The sequence below is a fragment of the Bacillus sp. 123MFChir2 genome (assembly GCF_000383235.1).
GTDB lineage: Bacteria > Bacillota > Bacilli > Bacillales > Bacillaceae_G > Bacillus_A.
In genome coordinates this window covers 37,231-59,776 of the sequence record NZ_KB910932.1, presented here as the reverse complement: position 1 = coordinate 59,776, position 22,546 = coordinate 37,231, and the positions used below count along the sequence as shown (strand labels likewise).

Genomic DNA, 22,546 nt, shown 5'->3' with positions numbered 1-22,546 from the left:
AAAATAAGTTTGGAAGGGGTCTAGAAATAACGAATATGGATAAAGAAAAACAACAGTTGAGCGTGGAAGTTGCAAGATTATATTATCAATCCGATTATAGTCAACAAGAAATTGCAAATAAATTAAATATTTCAAGGCCGACTATTTCAAGGTTGTTAAAATATGCGAAAGAAAAAGGGTTTGTTCAAATTCATATAGCAGATCCATTTGCTGATTTAGATAATGTGGGTAACCTACTTAAAGAAAAATATAATTTATTAGAAGCGCATGTCGTATTTTCCCCTGTACCAGAGTACACGGCCATTACAGAGTATATTAGTAAGTATGCTGCTGAATATATGGAAAATAATGTAACTAATGGTGATATTGTCGGTGTGAGCTGGGGAACTACTATGTATGAAATCGCAAGAAAAATCGTGCCACAGCATGTAAAAGGGGTAGAGGTTGTTCAATTAAAAGGAGGCATTAGCCATTCAAGTGTTAATACGTATGCAAATGAAACGATTGCTTTATTTGCAGATGCCTTTCAAACAACACCACGAAACCTACCACTTCCAGTTATATTTGATAACGCAGTTACGAAGGAATTAGTGGAACAGGATAGACATATCCACCATATTATTGAAATGGGAAAACAAGCTAATATAGCTATTTTTACTGTTGGAACTGTTAGGGACGAGGCTTTATTATTCCGATTAGGCTACTTAAACGAAGATGAGATGAACATATTAAAAGAAAAAGCAGTTGGTGACATTTGTTCACGTTTCTTTGATGGAGATGGTAAAATTTGTAGCAAAGAAATAAATAAGCGCACAATTGGCATTGATTTAGAGAAACTGCGCTTTAAAGAGCGTTCCATTCTAGTTGCAGGAGGGACTAGAAAAGTAAAGGCAATTGATGGTGCGTTAAGTGGAGGGTATGCGAATGTATTAATTATCGATCAGCATACTGCAAAAGAGTTGTTACATTATTAAAAAGATTAGAAATAGAAGACTCTCTCAAAAGTAGTATTTTGAGAGAGTCTTTTTATTGGATACATGATTTTTTTTAGTATGAGTAAATAAGTGTATAGTACCTCGTATAGTATTTATAAGGAATACTTTTCGTTTCATTTCCTTTTTTGAAAGACAAGTATAGATAGTGCCATACATATTAGTAATGCTAGTATAAATGGTTTCGATTTTAGTAAATGACTCACATCCTTTATTCTCCATTTTATACTACAAATTAAGATTCTTTTTAGAGGAGATAAATTCCTTTTTTAAAAATATTGAACAAAATTTCAAAAGTTCGTTTACAATTGTTCAATATAGAGTTAGAATGAAGGTGTTAAAAGATATGAGGAGTGAATAGAATGAACATTGCAAAGTTAATTGATCATACAGTTTTGAAACCGGACACTAAAAAAGAAGACGTTATGAAAGTTTTAGAAGAGGCAAAAAAATACAATTTCGCTTCGGTTTGTATTAATCCTACATGGGTGAAATTAGCAGCTGAAGAATTAGCAGGACATGATGTAGATGTTTGCACAGTAATTGGTTTCCCTTTAGGTGCGAATACAACTGAAACAAAAGTATTTGAAACAAAAGATGTAATTGCAAAAGGTGCAACTGAAGTTGATATGGTAATCAATGTTGGCGCTTTAAAAGATGGCGATACTGAATTCGTTGAAAAAGATATTTATGAAGTTGTACAAGCTGCAAATGGAAAAGCACTTGTAAAAGTTATCATTGAAACTTGCTTATTAACGGATGAAGAAAAAGTTCGTGCATGTCAATTAGCTGTTAAAGCTGGTGCTGATTTTGTAAAAACTTCAACTGGATTCTCAACTGGCGGAGCAACTGCAGAAGATATTGCATTAATGCGCAAAACTGTTGGAGAAAACGTTGGCGTGAAAGCATCTGGTGGAGTTCGTACAAGAGAAGATGCGGAGAAAATGGTGAAAGCTGGCGCTTCTAGAATTGGAGCAAGTGCTAGTGTGGCAATTGTGCTAAATGAAACAAACGGTGGTTCAAGTAATTATTAATTTATAAAAAGTTGCAAGCAATAGATACATGAATGGAAGACATAGTGTATCTATTGCTTTAACACCTAAAAAAAATGTAAGCGAATACAAAAAGGCGGGAGAATGTAATGAAGTACTTAGTCGGTATTCTAGGCCTCGTTACTATTTTAGGTATCGCCTGGCTTGCTAGTAATAATCGAAGTAAAGTAAAATTCCGTCTTATTGTAACTAATGATTGTTCTGTAATGTATGCTAGGGTTTTTGCTTTTAAATACGAGCGCAGGGAACATCCTAATAAGTGGGATTGCAGATGGATTTGGCCAATTATTAAAGTACGCTGCTGATGCTGTTAAAAGTTTACATGAAAAACAAGGGAATGTTGTCGCAAGATTTGGTTTGAAATTACTATTTGGAGCAACATTAGTAAGCTTTTTATCAGCGGCTATTGTTGGCTTAATATATTAAGAGTTTAAAAGAACTAATTTTTATTCACTAAAAATAAAAAGGATTGGTGATCAGGATGAGAATGGTAGATATCATTGCGAAAAAACGTGACGGTAAAGAACTAACAACAGAAGAAATTCAATTTTTTATTAAAGGATATACAGATGGAACAATCCCTGATTATCAAGCAAGTGCACTTGCGATGGCTATCTTTTTCCAAGATATGACTGACCGTGAACGTGCAGACTTAACGATGGCAATGGTTGAATCTGGGGAAACAATTGATTTGTCAGAGATTGAAGGAATTAAAGTAGATAAACATTCAACTGGCGGTGTCGGTGATACAACAACATTAGTTTTAGGACCGTTAGTGGCGGCTTTAGATGTACCAGTTGCAAAAATGTCTGGGCGCGGTTTAGGACATACGGGTGGAACGATTGATAAATTAGAAGCAGTAGAAGGTTTCCATGTTGAAATTACGAAAGAACAATTCATTGACATCGTAAACCGGGATAAAGTTGCAGTCATTGGACAAACTGGAAATTTAACACCTGCTGATAAAAAGATTTATGCTTTGCGTGATGTGACAGGAACGGTAAACTCAATTCCATTAATCGCAAGTTCCATTATGAGTAAAAAAATTGCAGCAGGTGCTGATGCAATTGTTCTTGACGTAAAAACAGGTGCAGGTGCATTTATGAAAACAGAAGAAGATGCAATCGAATTAGCTCATGCAATGGTGCGAATCGGAAATAATGTTGGTCGTCAAACAATGGCTGTTATTTCTGATATGTCACAACCACTTGGGTTTGCAATTGGTAATGCTCTTGAAGTGAAAGAGGCAATTGATACATTAAAAGGAGAAGGCCCAGAAGATTTAACAGAGTTGGTGCTTGTATTAGGAAGCCAAATGGTTGTACTTGCTAAAAAAGCAAATACGTTAGAAGAAGCACGTGAAATGTTGAAAGAAGTTATGAAAAATGGTAAAGCAATTGAGAAGTTCAAACAATTTTTACATAATCAGGGCGGAGACAGTTCTATTGTTGATCAGCCAGAAAAATTACCACAAGCGAAATATGTAATTGATGTACCTGCTAAAACTTCAGGAGTTGTGTCTAACATTGTTGCTGATGAAATTGGTATTGCTGCGATGCTTCTAGGAGCAGGCCGAGCTACGAAAGAAGATGAAATAGACTTAGCTGTTGGTTTAATGTTACGTAAAAAAGTTGGCGATGCGGTAAAAGAGGGAGAGCCATTAGTAACAATTTATGCAAATCGCGAGGACGTTGAAGAGGTAAAAGCAAAAATTTATGAAAATATCTCTATATCAGAAAAGGCGGAAGCTCCAAAATTAATCTATACTGTTATCACTGATTAATACTTAATAATCACACTTACTTTGAGGAGGAATTGATATGAATAAACAAAAATATATTGAAGAAGCAAATAAAATGTTGTCAAAAGCTTATATTCCGTATTCAAAGTTTCCTGTTGGAGCGGCACTCGTTACGAAAGATGGTAAAATTTATACAGGATGTAACATAGAAAATGCATCTTACGGTTTATGTAATTGTGCCGAAAGAACAGCAATCTTTAAAGCAGTGTCAGAAGGGGAACGTAATTTCAGTTATTTGGTCGTAACAGGTAATACTGATGGACCAATTTCACCATGCGGAGCTTGCAGACAAGTGATTGCGGAATTTTGCGATCCGCAAATGCCGGTATTATTAACGAACCAAAAAGGTGATGAAAAAGAAGTAACAGTTGAACAATTGTTGCCAGGTGCATTTTCGATAGATGATTTAAAATAAGTATTGTATGATTTGAAAATTATAAACGAAATTTTTTTCTAATTGAACTATACCTCGAGTCGTGGACGCTTAAAAGTCTATGGTTCGGGGTTTTTTGTATTTTCATAGTTTCGCTTTATTTTGTATTAACGGGTTATCAAAATGGTGAGAGGGTTCTTCATAATAAGCTAGTTCCTTTAGTGCTAAGTTTATATATTCGTTGCTTTCAAAATAATAATATAAATAATTATTCTGTGAAAGAATAGCTTATTACAGTACAAATTACTCCCTATTTTCATGCAATTTTACATACCCAAATATAGGGAACGCTTAAATAGAATAGTATTTTGTTATATCAAAAACATTTTTATGGAAATAAAAACCTTTATTAAATTATAATAATTATAATTTTAAATAGAAATATCAAATGAAAATTAATAACTCCCATAATAAATAGGTTTACTAAATTTTTATTAATATAATTATTTTTAAATTATGTTATGAGAATATTCGGTTATTGTTTGGCGATGAACAAAATTTTATGATTTACTTGGTAAAAACATAATGTTTTAATAAGGGCATAAGATCGTTACATTGTATGAGATACATAAGCAAGGTCTAACTTCGACGTATTTTTTATGTGACTTCTTAGGGAATAAGGCTATAGTAGGGCATTAGGTACAAGTATTTATAATCTGTGATCAGATTCCCACAATTAACATCTTTGTAACAAACTATAACGATAAAAAGTTTCGAGACTAGTTTTCATAGAAATAAAAATCAAACATTTAAAAATTAGTCTAACTCTTTTATCAGAAAACACCAATTGATAGGAGGAATTACTATGAAAAAAACGTTAGTCGCAGGGTTATTAGTTACAGCAGTATCTACAAGTTGTTTCTTACCTGTAAATACTTTTGCAGAAAGTAATACAACTTATTTACAACCAAGTAGTATACTTGAACCCGCTATGGATAGGTTATCAAATTCGATTACGAAATTAGGATCACAGACGCCATTAATTCAAGGATATGGGCTAATCATATTACAGCAACCAGATCTTGATGTAAATACTATATATGGAATAACAACTGATCAAGGTACTGTAAGAAACCATGTTCGAGACTGCCTGGATGTAAATAACCACAAATTATCCGTTGTAAATCAAGACATACAGAGTTTCGGAATAAGATTTACAAATTATTACAATAAATTAGTTGAACTAGCTGGAAAAATGAATGAAGATTCGGAAGCAAAAGCATTATTTGTACGTATTTTTAATTTACTTCAAGGTGACGTGCAAAAAATTCAGTATAATATGAAGGTAAATTCAGAAGACTTAAATTATTTTAAAAACGAACTGGTTGAAGATAGTAATAATTTTTCTAGTAAAGTTAGCAGAGCGTTTGAATCTTATAAGAGTTCAGACGGAGACATTGAAAAATTAAGAGCAGAAATGGGACAACTTAATGCAGGCATTCAAGAAGATTTTGAAAAACTTCTAGCTCTACCAAAAGAAAATCTAGACGGTTCTTTAAATATTACAAAGTCGGTTATTAATATTTTGAAAGACGGAGTTAAGGAGAAAACTGTAGACGTGTCTAATTTGGAAGCGATTTATAACCAATATGGACAACTCAAAAATGATAAAGTAACAGAACTGAATAAAGATATTGCTCAGAAGCAACAGAAACTAGTTCAATTGGTACAAAATTTATCGAATATTGAAGTGCAAGCAACTCAAATGACACTTATTGAGCAGCAATTAAATAACTTTACAAGAACAGTTAAAAAGCAAACTCAGAGTTTTGACAATCTAGTAAGTAGTTGGGACACCTTTAATAACATAATGATTGAAACGGGGACAAGTCTTAATACTGATGCGAAAATAGATTCTAATTCATTACAAGCACGATTAAAAGAGCTTAAACAGTTTACGGATGAATTGAAAAAACAAACAACGGAATATCAAGAGAGTGTTACAAAAATAAAAGTAACAGGATGAAATTTGTAGAATGAAGAACAATAATTCTTAATAATATAATGTAAGGAGAGAAAAATGTGATGAAAAAACCTTATAAAGTAATGGCTTTATCTACATTAATAGCAACAATCGTAGCGGGTGGCATTATGCCATCATATGCCTCGGCAGAGGAACCAGCACCTATTTATGCAAATCAAGACCTTAAATACCCTAGTTATTACCTTGGACCAACAGGGCTTGATCATGCGATGAGGGACACTAAATCCAATATGTTGGTAATGGACCTGTATGCTTTAACTATACTTAAACAAGCAGATATTAATTTGGATGGTTTACCTTCAGTTGACGATAATTTAAAAACAGACATTAAAGCCAACCAAAATCTTACTAGAGAAAATGCAACATACTGGTTGAATAATTTGAAATCAGGAATAATTACGACGAATCAAAATATTATCAGTTATGATACAAAATTCCAAAATTATTCTCGTTATTTATTACAATATAAAAATGATCCAGTCAAACTAACAGCTTTGCTTACAAAGTTGAATGGTGAAATTTCACAGAATAAAGATCAAGTGACCAAATTAGTGGATGATTTGAAAAGCTTTCGCGGCAAATTAGAAAAAGATACACAAAATTTAAAAGGGAATGCTGAAAATATCGTAAATATTTTAACTGGTCAAGAAGCTGGAATTCCACTGTTTCAGCAACAAATCGAAGCAAATAAAGCATTAATTGATGAAAATAACAAAATTTATATTGGATCGTCGGTTGCAACTGCTTTTAGTGTATACTTAATTCTTTCACCTTTTGCGCCTATTGGTGCAGCTGGATTAGGAGGCTCGATATTCGGAGTTGTTTCATCGCAGCAGCAGATAATCAAGGCACAAGAAGAAATTATAAAGCTAACACAAAGTATTTCAATGGCGAAACTACAGTCAGCTAGGTTAACGATAGTGCAAAGTGATATTAAAAATTTAACAGATACAATTGATAAAGCTATTGTTTCTCTTGAAAATATAAAGACTGCGTGGGATGGAATGGGGAACAAATACGACGCATTGATTAAGAGTGCTAAAGCCGTTGACCCAGAATTCCTTGCTATGGATATAACAGCAGATCTGGATACAGCGAAGGATCATTGGGAGCAGATTAGAAAGTATGCTGAAAATATTCAGAGTAGTGAGATTTCTTTCTTGAAATAATAATATTACTTCAAGAAATTGCCGAAGTAATGGAAAATATAATATATAAATACAAGTTGACTTTTTAACATCTAAGTCGCTGCTATGCAGAACAAAACATGGCCATCTTTGTTTTAAACTTTGCACGTGGCAGGAAAAGGTCCTGACCGCCTCTATGCATGGCCAGTTGCTCTCGCCCACCGAAAAAGAAAAGGTTTTTATGTTAGTTTTTCAATTTGCATCTATATATACTGAGTCTCCTGTTCAAGTTTGAGCAGGAGACTTCCTACATAGTTATGAAACTTAATAAAGATTATAGAATAAGAAAGTACGAGAATCTCTATTTTAATATGTTGTTTTATTTGCAATAATCGTAATTCATTTGAAGTAAAGAATAGAAGCTTATGAATTTAATAAAATATGTGATGCATGTGAAAGAGTAGGTGAAAAAGATGAATAAGAATTTATATAAGAAAATTATTTTGTCAACAATCATTACGGGAATGGCAGCGAGTAATGTAATTCCACTTCATACTTTGGCAGCAGAACAAACTGTGTCCCAACAACAAGAAGAGATTAAGAGCTATTCTCTTGGTCCTGATAACTATAAAGAAGTAATGGAGAAAATGGCGGCAAGTATCCTTACAATGGATTCATATGCCCAAACAATCTTTCAACAACAACAGACAGATTTAAGTAAAATAAGTTCTATAAATGGTGATTTACGAGCAAACATGATTAAGCATCAATGGGATGCAAAAGCGAATGCCGGATTTTGGTCAGGGGATTTAAAACCTCATATTATGAGAGCGAATCAGAATATTGTAAGTTATAATGATACGTTTCAAGCAAGTTATAATCTTTTACTAACTGCTCTAGATCAAAAAGATACAGGGAAATTAAAATATGAACTAGAAAAATTGTATAATAGTATTTTGAAAAATAGTCAAGAATTAGATGTACTGTTAGAAAATTTGAAAAGGTTCCAAGGTGAAATGGCAGAAAATACAAGAAATTTCAAAGAAGATTTCAATCAATTGGAGAATATTTTAGAAAGTACGAACGCCGGTATTCCGGTTCTAAAACAACAAATCGATTATTGTAATAATACAATTAAAGAAAACTATGATAAACGTGGTGGCTATATAGCTTTATCTGTATTTATGCCTCCAATTGGTATACCATTGATTGTCACTGCTGACAAGAATATCGCATCTGCACAACAAGAAATAGAACAATTAAAGTCCAGAATTTCTGGAGCAGAGGCAGAATTAGTTATTTTGACTGATGCCAAAAATAAAACGGAACATATGGCTGCAACAGTTGGTACAGCTGTTACTTCTCTTGAAAATATAAAGACTAGGTGGGGGACAGTGGAGAAAAAATATAAATCATTGATTGACAGTGTTAACAATATTAGTATAGACCTGTTTGATGAGATTATAAGAGCAGATCTGAATACAGCGAAGGATAATTGGCAGGACCTTAAAAATTATGCGGATAAATTATATGAAGGTGCTAAGATTGCACAAAATGAAGAAATTGTACAAATAGGAGAACCAATAAGAGGGAATATACAAATAGGACCAGATTGCTCCTGAATACATGTAAATAATATTAAAAACATACAACCTTGTAATTGTTGGTAAGGTTGTATGTTTTTTTTATAGAGGTGTACTTCAATATCCAAATCTATTTATAAAAACATAAACTTATTTAAATTTATATATAGTAGGGTAATGCAGAATAAAACATGATTTGTTTTCTCCTTATTTCTGTAGAAAGGGTATAATAAAATGGAAGAAGTAGACATTATAGGAGATTGCTTTGTATTGGTGTAGAAATACATAATTATCATTCCATTTGAATTTTGTCTAATATAAAAAGATAAAAGAAGAGACGGTGATACGATGACGAAGAAAGAAAGAATAGAAGCAGGATGGAACTTTGATAATAGTTATGCCCGTCTACCAAAATCGTTTTTTTCTAGCTTGAGTCCAACTCCTGTACGTGCACCAAAATTGGCTATTCTCAATCACCCATTAGCGACATCTCTAGGATTGAACATTCAGGAGTTAGAGGGTGGTGAGGGAGTAGCGGTATTTGCAGGAAACAGTATTCCAGAAGGTGCGTTGCCTCTTGCTCAAGCATATGCAGGGCATCAATTCGGGCATTTTAACAGGTTAGGTGACGGCAGGGCTTTACTACTTGGCGAGCAAATAACGCCTTTAGATGAAAGGTTTGATATCCATCTGAAAGGTTCTGGCCGTACGCCATACTCCCGCAGAGGAGATGGACGAGCGGCATTAGGACCAATGTTACGTGAATATATTATTAGTGAAGCAATGCATGCGCTTGGTATTGCTACTACCCGTAGTCTTGCGGTGGTGACAACCGGGGAGTCAATCATTCGTGAAACGGAACTACCTGGTGCAATTTTAACTCGTGTCGCTGCAAGTCACCTGCGCGTTGGCACTTTTCAGTATGCTGCTCAGTGGGGGACTGTTGAAGAGCTCCAAATATTAGCTGACTATACTTTACAGCGACATTATCCCGGCGGTGAGACGGCAGAAAATCGCTATCTTTTCCTGCTTGAGGAAGTAATTAAGCGTCAAGCTTCGTTGATTGCGAAATGGCAACTAGTTGGTTTTATTCACGGAGTAATGAATACTGATAATATGACGATAAGCGGGGAAACAATTGATTACGGTCCTTGTGCTTTCATGGATACTTATGATCCAGAAACAGTATTCAGCTCTATTGATATACAAGGGCGTTATGCTTATGGAAATCAGCCATATATTGGTGGATGGAATCTTGCAAGATTAGCTGAAACATTATTACCGCTATTGCATAGTGATTATGCAAAATCAATGGAAATGGCTCAAAATGCAATTTTAAATTTTAATGAGTTATATCAATCAAATTGGCTCGCTGGAATGAGAGCAAAATTAGGGATATTTAACGAAGAAGCGCAGGATAAATCCCTTATTGAAGATCTCCTTACTATTATGGAGAAGTATCGCGCGGACTATACGAATACCTTCTGTGCGTTAACTTTTGATAAGCTAGAGGGTGTGGACTTGTTTGGAACGCCAGAGTTTGCCGAGTGGCATGAACGGTGGCAGAAAAGACTAGGTAGACAGGAAGAATCAAAAGACTCTTCACATTTATTGATGCGGAAAAATAATCCTGCGATAATCCCTCGGAATCACAGGGTAGAGGAAGCATTAGAAGCTGCTGTGAAGCATGAGGATTACAGTGTGATGGAGCGCCTTCTGAATGTCCTTTCAAACCCTTACGCACACACCCCTGAACAGGAGGAGTATGCGGCGCTACCTGAACCATCATCCTGTCCTTATCAAACGTATTGTGGTACATGATAAAAACATTGATTATGGTTTACAATTCATACAAAAAATGCTACTTCTTTATTTTGAGGTAGCATTTTTTAATGTGTTGTAACTACGCAACCATACATTTCATTTCGAAGTTTAGTAAGAAGTATAATTCTAGCGAAAATACGCTTCCCTATAATTGCTGCCATGAAGATCAAAATGAATCTACACTTCGCTGCCTTTCTTTGTTTTCAAACTTTGCGCGTGGCAGGAAAAGGCCCTGACCGCTACTATACATAGCCAGTCCCTCAGGGCCACTTAAAAAAATGCTTTTCTATCGGTTTTTCATAGAGTGACTGAGTAGTTACAATTTGTTTTTAGTAGGGGTCACAGATTTCTGCTTTTAATTCGTCTGGAATAATAATGAAACAACCGTTTTCATCAGCAGCAATTAATTTTTTTCTTTTTAACTGATTAATAGTGCGACTAATCGTTTCTCTTGACGTTCCAATCATATTGGCGAGTTCCCGATTCGTAAACTGGGTCGTTAAAGTATATGTACCATTCATTTCTACACCATTTGACTTACATAAACGAAGCAATAACATAATAATTTGTTCGTAAGTATCGTGAAGAATTTGTTCTTCTAATCTGTTCTGAAGATCCACAATTTTTTCTCCTAGAACCTTAAACATTTTAATACATAATTCAGGATGCTGAATTAAAATGTTCTCGAAGTCAGCGATTGGAGTAACGATCAATTGTGCAGTCTCAAGTATTTCAGCATGTGCTGGGAAGTTACCTTTTTGGAAAAAGCCAGCGTGAGGAAACATTTCTCCAGCTTGAAGCACAGAAACAATTTGTTCTTTTCCGGTTGCATCTGTTTTTTGAATTTTCACTTTACCGGAGTGGATAAAAAACACGCGATCAAGTTCGTCTCCTTGCATAAATACAAATGATTTTTCCTTGTAAGTTCGTAATTGTGAAATATCTACAATAGGCTGAAGTTCTTCTTCTGAAAGTTCTTTAAAGAGAGTGACTTCCTGTAAATGCCTTTTTATCATTTTTGCTTTCATATATACAACTCCTTAATAATTCCAGACAAATTTCTATATTTAATTTATACCATTTTTAAAAATAAAGCAGTGATCAAAGTCATATTACTGATAAAGTGAAACTTTCATCAATAATAGAAAAATACATAAGAAATAGAACATGAGCAAAAAGTGCTTATGTTCTATTTTTTACGTATAAGCGGTATCTATTTAAGAAATTTTTGTTTATTCAAGATCAAAAATGTTGGTTTTGAGCCTTAATTTGATATCTATAGACTCACCTTTTGTAATTAAACCTGTGCAATTGCACGTGGGAACAAAATATTATTTTCTAAATGAATATGCTGGAATAGATCGGATTCAAGAGATGCAAGTCGTTGATAGACAAGACGATAAGTACCGCAAGCTCCTTCTGGAGGAGTAAAGTCATTCGTAATGTTACGAAGTTCTTTTATAATATCACCAGCATGACTATGCTCACTTTCCAGTTGTTCTACCACTTTGCGCAATTTTGTATAATTTTCATCAGTTGGATTTTGCTCAAATGCTAAAATCAACGGGAAATCTTCTGTTTCTTCTTTAATAATATGCTGTTCTAATTCTGTTTTTAGTTCATTGAATAGCTTGTGAATTTGAGCTAAATGAGGCTGTTTTGACCCATGAACACGGAATACTTTTGTCACATATGGACTTAACTGTGGCAATTCTTCATTTAAATAGCGATGATGTTTATTCACAATATAGTTAATTAATTCACTATAAGAGGCGATTGTCCAGTCAATTTTTGATTCATTTAATGCTTTTGTTTCATGATAAAGAGTATTTAATTTTGTAATAACCTCTTCTACCGATAAATTTCTCTCATGAATTGCATCGATAAGTGGTCTGTTACCTCCACAACAAAAATCTATTCTATATGATTTAAAAAGGTCGCTTGCTTTTGGGAATTTCGTAACAATATCACCAATTACAGAAGTCTCAGTAAATACATGTTCCATATGAATGCCTCCATAAAATTAAATTTTGTATCTAGATTAAAAATATCAATAAATTTGAGTTTACGTAGTGATATATATCACTGATACCTGTGAATTTCACCATACGTTGTTTATGTAATATAGATGATGCTTGTATTTATGTTAAAAGTAAGTAGAGCTTAATAAAATAAACCGGTTAATTGACGGAAAATTACAACAATAATACAATGAACTAAACTGGGTAGTCAGTTTAAAGGGGATTGTTATGAAGCAATCATTTTTTATTGGAAATCGAAAAAGATTAGTGGAACCTGGATTATATATTGAGGAAGAAGCGATTGGAATTCGTATCGAAGATGACATTCTTGTTACCGAAAATGGATATGAAAACTTGTCAAAAGACATAATAAGAACGGTTGAAGAGATTGAGGATTTCATGAGAGTCCATAATCCGAACGTGAAAGATAGACAGATTGTTGCAAAATAAGAAGAAACGAAGGCGCCTAATTTGTGGCGTCTTTCTTCATGTTGTTTTAGAATTTTATGTAATATGTTATATAATGAGTTCTTATTGTGAAGGTACTAAAATTAAGCGTATAATATTAGAAGTCTAGAGTATACAGAATTATAGGTTATACTTATATGTGAAAATTTGTGAATTCTTTAAAGGTTTATATGAAAAATGAAGAGATATTATTGAAGCTATACTGGAATTTAGATAGGGAGTTTTAAAATGAAATTAATTATTGCCGAGAAACCAGATCAAGGTTTGGCGCTTGTTTCTCAGTTTAAATACAGGCGGAAAGATGGCTATTTAGAAGTAGAAGCGAACGAACTGTTTCCAAACGGTGCTTATTGTACATGGGCAATTGGTCATTTAACACAGTTATGTAATCCGGAACATTATCATGCAGAGTGGAAAAAATGGTCATTAGATACGTTGCCGATGATTCCGGAACGTTTTCAGTTTGAAGTAACAAAGTCAAAGTATAAGCAATTTAATGTTGTGAAACAACTGTTACATAATCCGCAAGTGACGGAAATTATTCATGCGGGAGATGCTGGGCGCGAAGGGGAATTAATTGTACGGAATATCATTCATCTTTGTAATGTGCAAAAGCCGATGAAACGTCTTTGGATTTCCTCTTTAACGAAGCAAGCAATCTATCAAGGATTTAAAAACTTACTTGATGAAGCAGATACAATCAATACATACTACGAAGCATATACGCGTTCATGTGCTGACTGGGTCGTTGGGATGAATGCTTCCCGTGTTTTTAGCATTTTACTAAAGAAAAAAGGAATGAATGATGTTTTCTCCGCTGGGCGTGTGCAAACCCCAACACTTGCATTAATTGTGAAACGAGAGAAAGAAATTGAAGACTTTAAATCAGAGTCATTTTGGGAAGTATTTGCAACCTTTCATATAGAAGGAAAAAAATATGATGGTAAGTGGGAACAAGATAATGAATCTCGCTTAAAAGATCCAAATATGGCAAATAAAATTGCTGCATTTTGTCAAAATAAACCGGCTGAAGTGAAAGAAATGAAAACAGAGCGGAAAGAGTTTCAGCCGCCATTTTTATTTAACTTGTCATCCTTACAAGCAACGGTGAATAAAGCATTTAAATTTTCGCCAAAGAAAACACTTGATATAACACAAGCTTTATATCAAAAAGGAATTGTCTCGTATCCGCGTTCGGACTCAAACTATGTAACGGAAGGCGAAGCTGCCACGTTTCCTGATATTTTACAGAAATTAAGTCAGTTTGAAGAATATAAAGATGTATTGCCAGCTCCAATTCCTTCTATTATGAATAATAAGCGCTATGTAAATGAAAAGAAGGTTACAGATCATTATGCAAGTGCGACACGTTAATCTGAAATCCTAATAGAAATATTAGTTGGGAAGATTTATTAGAAAACTAAAGAATCCTTGAGGGGAATGAAAGCCGTCATGCTGTGCTGAAACCCTCACACTGATACTCCCCTAAGCAGGAAAGCAGACTGTTGTGGAACTGTTTAAAGCGGGGTGAAGTCGGCGAAAATGAGCAGGAATCAGAACTGCCATTTAGAGTAGTCGGGTGGTTGTAATATATGGTGAGAATGTACGAATGTATTGACGAACTTCCGAATGTACGGGTCTATAAGTGGTTATCTTATCTGGGATGATAGGGTATTATCGAATCTGGTAAGTTAGTGGAGATGAGTAAGATTTTGCGTTATGAAAGTCTCTATACCGAGCTAATGACGGTATCAAGCTAACAGGCTCAAAGGAAGCACCTAAGTATTACATCAACGGGAATCTTTGGAACGTGGGAAACCAAGAACTGTATCTGTTTAACAGAAAAACTCATAGTCGAGGACGGTTGTAGACGAAAAGCCTTCGGGTATCATAAGCTACTTCATCTTGGTGAAAGTAGTGCCACAGTACCGATGAAACCATGATAATAAGTGGTGGAGGGATAGGCACAAGTCAAATATGAAAAGATTAATTGATTCAAAATCAACTCTGTTTTTCGGGTAAGAAAGGGAAAACAATTCACGTAAAGGAGTTGTCCCAACAGAGTGACGAACAAATTTAGATACAATGACTATTATGATATGACACAAACATTTGATGACTTATACAAAAAGTCACAAAATAAAAATTCGTTTCGTAATCTAATGAAAATCATCGCAAGTGAAAATAATATTCGATTGGCATATCGAACAATCAAAAGTAATACAGGGAGTCAAACGGCTGGCGTAGATAAAATCACAATAAAGGATATGAAAGATAAATCGTTGGAATCCTACATCCAAGCAGTAAAGGATAAGTTCAATCATTACAAGCCTGATACTGTAAGAAGAGTTCATATTCCGAAAGCAAATGGTAAAACAAGATCATTAGGAATACCCACAATCATTGATAGACTTGTACAGCAATGCATTAAACAAGTGTTAGAAACCTATATGTGAAGCGAAGTTCCATCCACATAGCTACGGTTTCCGTCCGAATAGAAGCACCAAACACGCAATATCACGTATGATGACCCTTATAAATATTGGGAAATTTTATTGCACAGTTGATATTGATATCAAAGGCTTCTTCGATAATGTGAACCATACAAAACTAATTAAACAAATGTATGCATTAGGTATTCAAGATAGGAAATTAATTAGTATCATTAAAGCTATGTTAAAAGCACCTATTCAAGGAGAAGGTATTCCAAATAAAGGAACACCACAGGGAGGAATTCTCTCACCACTCCTTTCTAATATAGTACTAAATGAATTAGATTGGTGGATTTCTTCACAATGGGAAACATTCGAAACACAAAGGACGTACAAATCGCACCAAAGCCAGTACAATCAACAAAAGAAAACAAATCTTAAACAGATGTATATTGTGAGGTACGCGGATGATTTTAAAATTATGTGCCGAGACTACAACAGTGCCAAAAGAATATTAAGTGCAGTAAAAGATTGGTTAAACATTAGATTGAAGTTGGATATTAGTGAAGAAAAATCGAAAATCATCAATTTGCGGAAAAGCTACTCTGACTTTTTAGGAGTAAAAATCAAAGCTGTAAAGAAGGGAAAAACCTTTGGAGGATATGTGGCTCAGTCGCATATTGCAGACAAAGCGTTAGAGCGAATGAAAAAGGAAGTAAAAGAGCAAGTCAAGATTATTCACGAAAACATTCAATCATCCCATGTCACAAAACTAAACAGTATGATTTTAGGTTGGCATGAATACTACAGTTGTGCCACCTACTGCAATTTAGATTTTGCAAGATTAAACTTCACGCTGACACTATTTATGTATCATAAGCTAAGGCAAGTAGGGAGATTCTTGATACCAATTGACACCGACAAGTCACCAGTGTACAAGAAATTCTATGGGAAATGTGCATCGAAAACATGGAAGATCCACAATGTGTGTATCTATCCGATTCACTACGTTCAGCATAAAAAAGTAATGAACTTCAGTCAAGATATTTGTGATTATACAAAAGAAGGACGAATAAAATCATCGAAGAGTCTTAAGAGTCAAACAAGAGGTGATATTATTCAACTAGCTAAAATGTATAATCCATACGAAAGTGCTGAATACAATGATAATCGAATTTCAAGAGCTTCCATGACACAAATGAAATGTGAAGTAACAGAAAAACAGTTAACCATAGAAGAATTACACTGTCATCATGTACTGTCAAGAAATATGGGCGGAAAAGATGATTATCGAAACCTACGCATTGTCCATAAGCATGTGCATAAATTGATACACGCAACAACAACCGAAACGATTGAGAAATATAAACATATCATTGAAGATAAAAAAGCCCTAAATAAGCTAAATAAACTTCGAAGACATTGTCATCTTGAACCAATTAAACTATTGAGTATTTGATGGAACGCCGTATGAGGGGAAACTCTCATGTACGGTGTGGAGGAGGGGAAAACGAGTAAACTTAACGGGGAATGCCGAAGTAGAAAGTTACCTATTCCTATTCATTCCAACAGAACAAGTAACGAATCCAAATAAATTATCAGGCGATGAAAGAAAAATTTACGATATGATTGTAAGAAGATTGATTGCAGCGCATTATGAAGCGGCAATTTTTGATTACACGACTATTACAACACTTGTTGATGGCCGTGCTGAATTCGTATCCAAAGGAAAGCAGCAAATTCAAGAAGGATGGCGTAAAGTCATTTTTCAAGATGATAAAGATGAAGAAACAATCCTTCCTATTGTGAAGGAAGGGGAACAAGGTAAAGTTGTAAAGGTGAAAGTGAAAGAAGGAAAAACTCAGCCGCCAAAACGATATACAGAAGGTCAGCTTATTACATTAATGAAAACAGCTGGAAAGTATTTAGAGAACGAAGAACTGGAAAAAGTATTAAAAAAGACAGAAGGTTTAGGCACAGAAGCAACACGGGCTGGTATTATTACAATGCTGAAAGACAGAAAGTATATCGAAGTAAAGAAAAACCAAGTGTATGCGACTGATAAAGGAAAAGTACTCATAACTGCAATTGGTGATAAAATATTAGCTTCACCAGAAATGACAGCAAAATGGGAGCAGCGCCTTGCAGAAATAGGGGAAGGGACAGCTTCGCCAGCTACATTTATGGAACAAACGAAAAAGCTCTCAGCAAAAATTATTGAAGATGCAATTGAAATGTCTGAGAAATGGGATTTTACTGGGTTACATGTTGAGTCTATTGAGCGATCCAATTCAAAATTTACAGTCGGTAAAAAAGTAGGGCAATGTAAAAAGTGTGATGGAGATGTAATTGATAAATCTACTTTTTATGGATGTTCAAACTATAATACAACGAAATGTGATTTCACAATCTCTAAAAAGATATTAGGAAAAACGATTTCGCAAAAGAACATGAACAAGCTACTAAAAGGTGAACAAACAGAATTAATGAAAGGTTTTAAGAAGAACGATAAAACATTTGACGCAAAGTTAGAGTGGAAAGGGAATAAGATTAATTTTGTGTTTGAGAAGTGAGATTGTCAAAAAATAAAAAAGTCCTTTACTGAACAAAAAGGTTCTTTACTGGATAAAAGTGTGTTGAGGAAAAATTAATTAGACTAGAAAAGACTTAAAAGGAAATAATAAGTTTTTGGTTATTATTTTGATAAAATGTCAAGTTAGGAAAAAGAAGCGATAAGAATAAATCACATTGTTTAAATATAAAAAAGTCAGTAAGCAAAAGAATGAATTGTTGTATAGTTATAAAAAGTTGCAGACTAATACAATTTTGTTACGAAATATATGATAAAAAATATGGCAATTTTATTAAATAGACTAAACTAATAAGAGGATATTATGTTCTATGTTTGAGCATATATCCTCTTTTTTATACCTATTAGATTAGTTATAAAGATATTAAAAATATAGGTCAATATGTATGTGATATTCAGAAAGGTATGGCTGCTTAATGAAAAGGACTACCTGATAAGGGAAGACCATCCTCAGTAAGCGTTTATTTAAATTTAGATTAACAAGCTATTTGTTAAATTATGTAAACTCTAATTACCTATTGTAAAAAACAAGGATTACATTTCTAAAGTGTTATATCAACTTTCTCCAAATTAGCGTAAGAACCACTTTTATTTTGCACTAAACACAAGCGATAGAAGATCTAACTAAAAAAGTAGCTTAGATTTAACTTTTTTGCGTCCAAAATATTGACTTTAATCCAAAATTAATTGACTTCATTTAATTTTTCTATAATAAAGATGACATAATTCTAAACCTTAAAGGGAAAGTTTTATTAATGAATAACTTTATGCAGTAAATTTTATAAAAAGAAAAGGTGATGGAATGGAATTGTCTAACGAAAGTAAAACTTATCGTGCTGGAGATATTGTCTATGTTTTTTATCGCAACCCCCACACTCAGGATGTAGCAAATATACAAGCCGCAGCTGTTGTAAATAACCCTAATACTCCTAATGAATTAGCATTGTTTCTTTATGAAACTTATTATCCACTTTCACATGAAATGGCTGTTTATTCTACAGAAGAAGAGGCAAACCAAGCTTACAACTACTATTATGGAGATGCTTCAGAAGGGATGCTAGAATGAATAATCCATTTCTGCCTAAACTTGTATACTTTGAACCCAAAGCACTGGATTATCCATTAGGGAGAGAGCTTCATGAAAAATTTGCAAAGATGGATGTTGAAATTCGGCATACTACTTCTCATAATCAAGTGAGAGATCTCCCAGGAGAAAACGATTTTCAAAAATATCGAGTAGCAAAATCTACCCTTGTCGTGGGCGTTAGAAAAACACTAAAATTTGATACCTCAAAGCCTTCAGCAGAGTATGCTATTCCGTTTGCAACAGGCTGTATGGGGCATTGTCATTATTGTTATTTACAAACAACAATGGGGAGTAAGCCATATATCCGTACCTATGTAAATGTCGACGAAATTCTAGAAGCTGCTGACAAATATATAGAGGCACGTGCACCTGAACTGACAAGGTTTGAAGCCTCCTGTACATCCGATATTGTGGGAATAGATCATTTGACTCATACCCTCAAACGTGCAATTGAGCATTTTGGAGAATCTGAATATGGAAAATTGAGGTTCGTTACAAAATTTCATCATGTAGATCATTTACTTGATGCAAAACATAATGGAAAAACAAGATTTCGGTTTAGTGTAAACGCTGATTATGTTATTAAAAATTTTGAGCCAGGAACTTCTCCATTAGCTAAAAGGATTGAGGCAGCTGGAAAAGTGGCAAGAGCAGGATATCCCCTTGGATTCATTGTTGCTCCTATTTATCTTCATGAAGGTTGGAAAGATGGATACTATCAGATGTTTGAGCGCATTGATGCTGAATTACCCCGTGATGCACGTGAGGATATCACGTTTGAATTTATTCAACATCGTTTTACAAAGCCTGCGAAGAGAGTGATTGAAAAAAATTACCCAATGACGAAATTGGAATTAGATGAAGAGAAAAGAAGATATAAATGGGGAAAATACGGAATTGGAAAATACATTTATCAAAAAGAAGAAGAGGAAGATATAAAAAATTATCTTTATTCTTATATGGAGAAGTTCTTTCCCAATGCAAAGCTAGAATATTTCACATAGAATAATGCCAACTCTGTTACAACAATATATAGGTGTTAGAAATAAACATCAGTTTATAACGCCACATTAAATGTGCTTTAATTTAACTCCGTTGATTACTTACTTGCTATGTATGTCTTTTTCGTAACAAAGAGTTTAATTTAAAGCAACCTTTAAATTAGGATGAGGCAAAAGTCTAGATAAGAGATATAGCCATGGAGAACTTAATATATGTGTCAAAGCTAATTTTGTACAATTTATAAAGTTAGAATGAATATAGGACAAAAATGTTTATTAATTGAAATAGTAAGGAGTGAAATGAATGAAATATGAAGCAGTATATACAGTTGAAATTTTAGTAGGTACTGAATTAGTAGTAAATCATAATATTAAGGCTCATGATATTGAAGAAGTCATTAGAAAACTTTCAAAAAAATATTTAGATAAAGATAAGATTATATTGGATAAATTTGAATATTGAGGAGTTTGTATAAAGGGTGCGATGTTTATGAAATATAAGGGGAGAATGAGTAGGTATTTTCGAGGAGGATAAAAAATGGCTTGTCATGATAGTGAGAATGGAGTGAAAGAGCAGAAAGATTTAACATGGTGGCAGCTATCTCTTATTGGCATTGGATGTACAATAGGGACGGGTTTTTTTCTAGGGTCAAGTATAGCAATTAAACTAGGTGGACCTTCAATTGTACTCGTGCTTATCTTAGCAGGGTTTACTACCTATACTGTATTTGAAGCTTTAGCAAAAATGACAATAGCAGATCCGCAAAAAGGTTCTTTTCGTACATACTCCAGAAAAGCATTTGGACATTGGGCTGGATTTTCACACGGATGGACATATTGGTCTTCCGAACTATTAATCATGGGTAGTCAACTAAGTGCATTAGGAATATTTTCGCGATATTGGTTTCCTAATATTCCACTTTGGATATTTATTTCTATTTATGGAATAGCGGCTTTAATGGTCATTTTTATTGGTACTAAAGCTTTTGAACGTTTGGAAAATTGGATTGCAATAATCAAGGTGGTAGCTATTGTAGGATTTATAATAATAGCAATTATGCTTATCTTTGGATTCATTCATGGCGGAATTCATAGGCCACAATTTCCTAAAAATATAAAGGAATTCTTTCCAAAAGGTGTGCTAGGTTCTTGGTCAGCGCTGATTTATGCTTTTTATGCATTTGGAGGTGTCGAAATTATGGGGCTAATGGCAACGAGACTTAAGGATCCTAAAGATGCAACTAAATCAGGACAGGTAATGTTGTTCCTTTTGACAATTGTTTATATGTTATCTATAGGATTGGCTATAATAATGGTGCCAATTAATCAATTTAATATGAAAGAGAGCCCTTTTGTAATAGCTTTACAGGACTATAATTTACCGTATATTCCTTTCATTTTTAATATCATTTTAATTTTAGCTGGATTTTCAACATTGGTTGGTTCTTTGTTTGCGGTAAATAGTGTATTAATAAATCTAGCTGAAGAAGGAGATGCACCAGCTATATTTTCCAAAAAGGGGAAGAGGAATATCTCTTTACCTGCTTTCATACTTATCGTAATTGGGCTAGGAGCTTCAATTATTACAGCTTTATTGCTTCCAAAAAGTATATATGAGTACATAACAACAGCGGCTGGTTTGATGTTGTTGTATACTTGGATTTTAATTCTCCTATCTTTTAAGAAGTTAATGAATCCTAAAGGATGGGGACGGTTCAAAAGCATCATAGCTCTAACTGTTATTGTATTGGCTATAAGTGGAACAATATTTCAAAAAACAATCCGGTTAGGCTTTATGGTCAGTTTTCTGTTCCTAGCTATTATCATAGGAGCGACAATCTTCATGCATTTTTTATGGAAGAGAAAAGGAATTGTGTAGTTTGCATGAAATGATAAGATGTTGAATTATACAGCAGTGTAGATTTAGTCGTCTTCTTTTTCAAAGTAATAATTATATTAGGTTATATTCATAATTAAATGCGAGTAGCTTACATATGTATCGATTCTTTATTCTTTAAACGATTCACATACAATTAGTTACTTATCCCGCTATTCGTAGGCAGTAAGACTCCCACCTCAAAATTTAAAGAAAAACGAAGGAAATTGGTAGGAGGACAAATGCCCGGAAAAGTCCGGTTGGGTGGGATTTCC

The 22,546-nt window shown here is 34.0% G+C and carries 16 protein-coding genes and 5 pseudogenes; 19 read left to right on the top strand and 2 right to left on the bottom strand.

Features of this window, described 5'->3' with window-relative positions; genetic code table 11:
* Positions 1 to 35: 35 nt before the first annotated feature.
* The 10 genes and pseudogenes from H280_RS0107390 to H280_RS0107350 all read left to right on the top strand — a co-directional run bounded on the left by H280_RS0107390 (position 36) and on the right by H280_RS0107350 (position 10,793).
* Entirely contained in the window at positions 36 to 974 is a 939-nt protein-coding gene (locus H280_RS0107390) for a sugar-binding transcriptional regulator (protein WP_020060483.1), read from the top strand.
* A gap of 380 nt (positions 975 to 1,354) precedes the next feature.
* Entirely contained in the window at positions 1,355 to 2,026 is a 672-nt protein-coding gene (gene deoC / locus H280_RS0107385; protein WP_020060482.1) for a deoxyribose-phosphate aldolase, read from the top strand.
* A 107-nt stretch (positions 2,027 to 2,133) separates the two neighbouring features.
* Positions 2,134 to 2,357, top strand: a pseudogene (locus H280_RS26370) (Na+ dependent nucleoside transporter N-terminal domain-containing protein); the annotation flags it as partial.
* A pseudogene (locus H280_RS26970) lies at positions 2,345 to 2,470 on the top strand (NupC/NupG family nucleoside CNT transporter); the annotation flags it as partial. The pseudogenes H280_RS26370 and H280_RS26970, both read left to right, overlap by 13 nt.
* 55 nt (positions 2,471 to 2,525) lie before the next feature.
* Entirely contained in the window at positions 2,526 to 3,827 is a 1,302-nt protein-coding gene (locus H280_RS0107375) for a pyrimidine-nucleoside phosphorylase (protein WP_028411144.1), read from the top strand.
* Positions 3,828 to 3,864: 37 nt separating this feature from the next.
* A complete protein-coding gene (locus H280_RS0107370) occupies positions 3,865 to 4,260 on the top strand; it encodes a cytidine deaminase (RefSeq protein ID WP_020060479.1) in 396 nt (131 codons plus the stop codon).
* An 823-nt stretch (positions 4,261 to 5,083) separates the two neighbouring features.
* Positions 5,084 to 6,244, top strand: coding sequence for a non-hemolytic enterotoxin subunit A (nheA, locus tag H280_RS0107365; protein WP_020060478.1), 1,161 nt, complete (start codon positions 5,084 to 5,086; stop codon positions 6,242 to 6,244).
* 59 nt (positions 6,245 to 6,303) lie between these two features.
* Positions 6,304 to 7,431 carry a non-hemolytic enterotoxin subunit B gene (nheB, locus tag H280_RS0107360; RefSeq protein ID WP_020060477.1) on the top strand — a complete coding sequence of 376 codons (1,128 nt, stop codon included), beginning with the start codon at positions 6,304 to 6,306 and terminating at the stop codon, positions 7,429 to 7,431.
* Positions 7,432 to 7,862: 431 nt separating this feature from the next.
* On the top strand, positions 7,863 to 9,011 hold the full coding sequence (gene nheC / locus H280_RS0107355; RefSeq protein ID WP_020060476.1) for a non-hemolytic enterotoxin subunit C: 1,149 nt from the start codon (positions 7,863 to 7,865) through the stop codon (positions 9,009 to 9,011).
* A gap of 309 nt (positions 9,012 to 9,320) precedes the next feature.
* Positions 9,321 to 10,793 carry a protein adenylyltransferase SelO gene (locus tag H280_RS0107350; protein WP_020060475.1) on the top strand — a complete coding sequence of 491 codons (1,473 nt, stop codon included), beginning with the start codon at positions 9,321 to 9,323 and terminating at the stop codon, positions 10,791 to 10,793.
* Positions 10,794 to 11,125: 332 nt separating this feature from the next.
* Here the strand turns inward: H280_RS0107350 and H280_RS0107345 are convergent, their stop codons facing one another.
* Both H280_RS0107345 and ric read right to left on the bottom strand, forming a co-directional pair.
* A complete protein-coding gene (locus H280_RS0107345) occupies positions 11,126 to 11,824 on the bottom strand; it encodes a Crp/Fnr family transcriptional regulator (protein ID WP_020060474.1) in 699 nt (232 codons plus the stop codon).
* Between the two features lie 269 nt (positions 11,825 to 12,093).
* Entirely contained in the window at positions 12,094 to 12,801 is a 708-nt protein-coding gene (ric, locus tag H280_RS0107340) for an iron-sulfur cluster repair di-iron protein (RefSeq protein ID WP_020060473.1), read from the bottom strand.
* Between the two features lie 283 nt (positions 12,802 to 13,084).
* On the opposite strand from ric, the pseudogene H280_RS0107335 reads away from it, so the two are divergent.
* From H280_RS0107335 to H280_RS0107300, 9 genes and pseudogenes are all read left to right on the top strand, one after another.
* Positions 13,085 to 13,267: pseudogene (locus H280_RS0107335) on the top strand (aminopeptidase P family protein); the annotation flags it as partial.
* Between the two features lie 246 nt (positions 13,268 to 13,513).
* Positions 13,514 to 14,644: pseudogene (locus tag H280_RS23225) on the top strand (DNA topoisomerase); the annotation flags it as partial.
* Positions 14,645 to 15,348: 704 nt separating this feature from the next.
* Positions 15,349 to 15,741: a hypothetical protein gene (locus H280_RS26965; RefSeq protein WP_020060470.1), complete on the top strand. Its 393-nt coding sequence runs from the start codon at positions 15,349 to 15,351 to the stop codon at positions 15,739 to 15,741.
* Positions 15,734 to 17,176, top strand: coding sequence for a reverse transcriptase domain-containing protein (locus H280_RS23220; protein WP_442852818.1), 1,443 nt, complete (start codon positions 15,734 to 15,736; stop codon positions 17,174 to 17,176). Before H280_RS26965 ends, H280_RS23220 begins: the two co-directional genes overlap by 8 nt.
* A gap of 94 nt (positions 17,177 to 17,270) precedes the next feature.
* Positions 17,271 to 18,290: pseudogene (locus H280_RS23215) on the top strand (DNA topoisomerase); the annotation flags it as partial.
* A gap of 819 nt (positions 18,291 to 19,109) precedes the next feature.
* A complete protein-coding gene (locus tag H280_RS0107315) occupies positions 19,110 to 19,373 on the top strand; it encodes a transcriptional regulator SplA domain-containing protein (RefSeq protein ID WP_020060467.1) in 264 nt (87 codons plus the stop codon).
* Entirely contained in the window at positions 19,370 to 20,398 is a 1,029-nt protein-coding gene (splB, locus tag H280_RS0107310; RefSeq protein ID WP_020060466.1) for a spore photoproduct lyase, read from the top strand. Before H280_RS0107315 ends, splB begins: the two co-directional genes overlap by 4 nt.
* A 301-nt stretch (positions 20,399 to 20,699) precedes the next feature.
* Positions 20,700 to 20,858 (top strand): hypothetical protein, encoded by a 159-nt coding sequence (locus tag H280_RS26055; protein WP_020060465.1) that lies wholly within the window; start codon positions 20,700 to 20,702, stop codon positions 20,856 to 20,858.
* A 75-nt stretch (positions 20,859 to 20,933) separates the two neighbouring features.
* Complete coding sequence (locus H280_RS0107300) at positions 20,934 to 22,274, top strand: amino acid permease (protein ID WP_020060464.1); 1,341 nt, start codon at positions 20,934 to 20,936, stop codon at positions 22,272 to 22,274.
* Positions 22,275 to 22,546 lie beyond the last annotated feature (272 nt).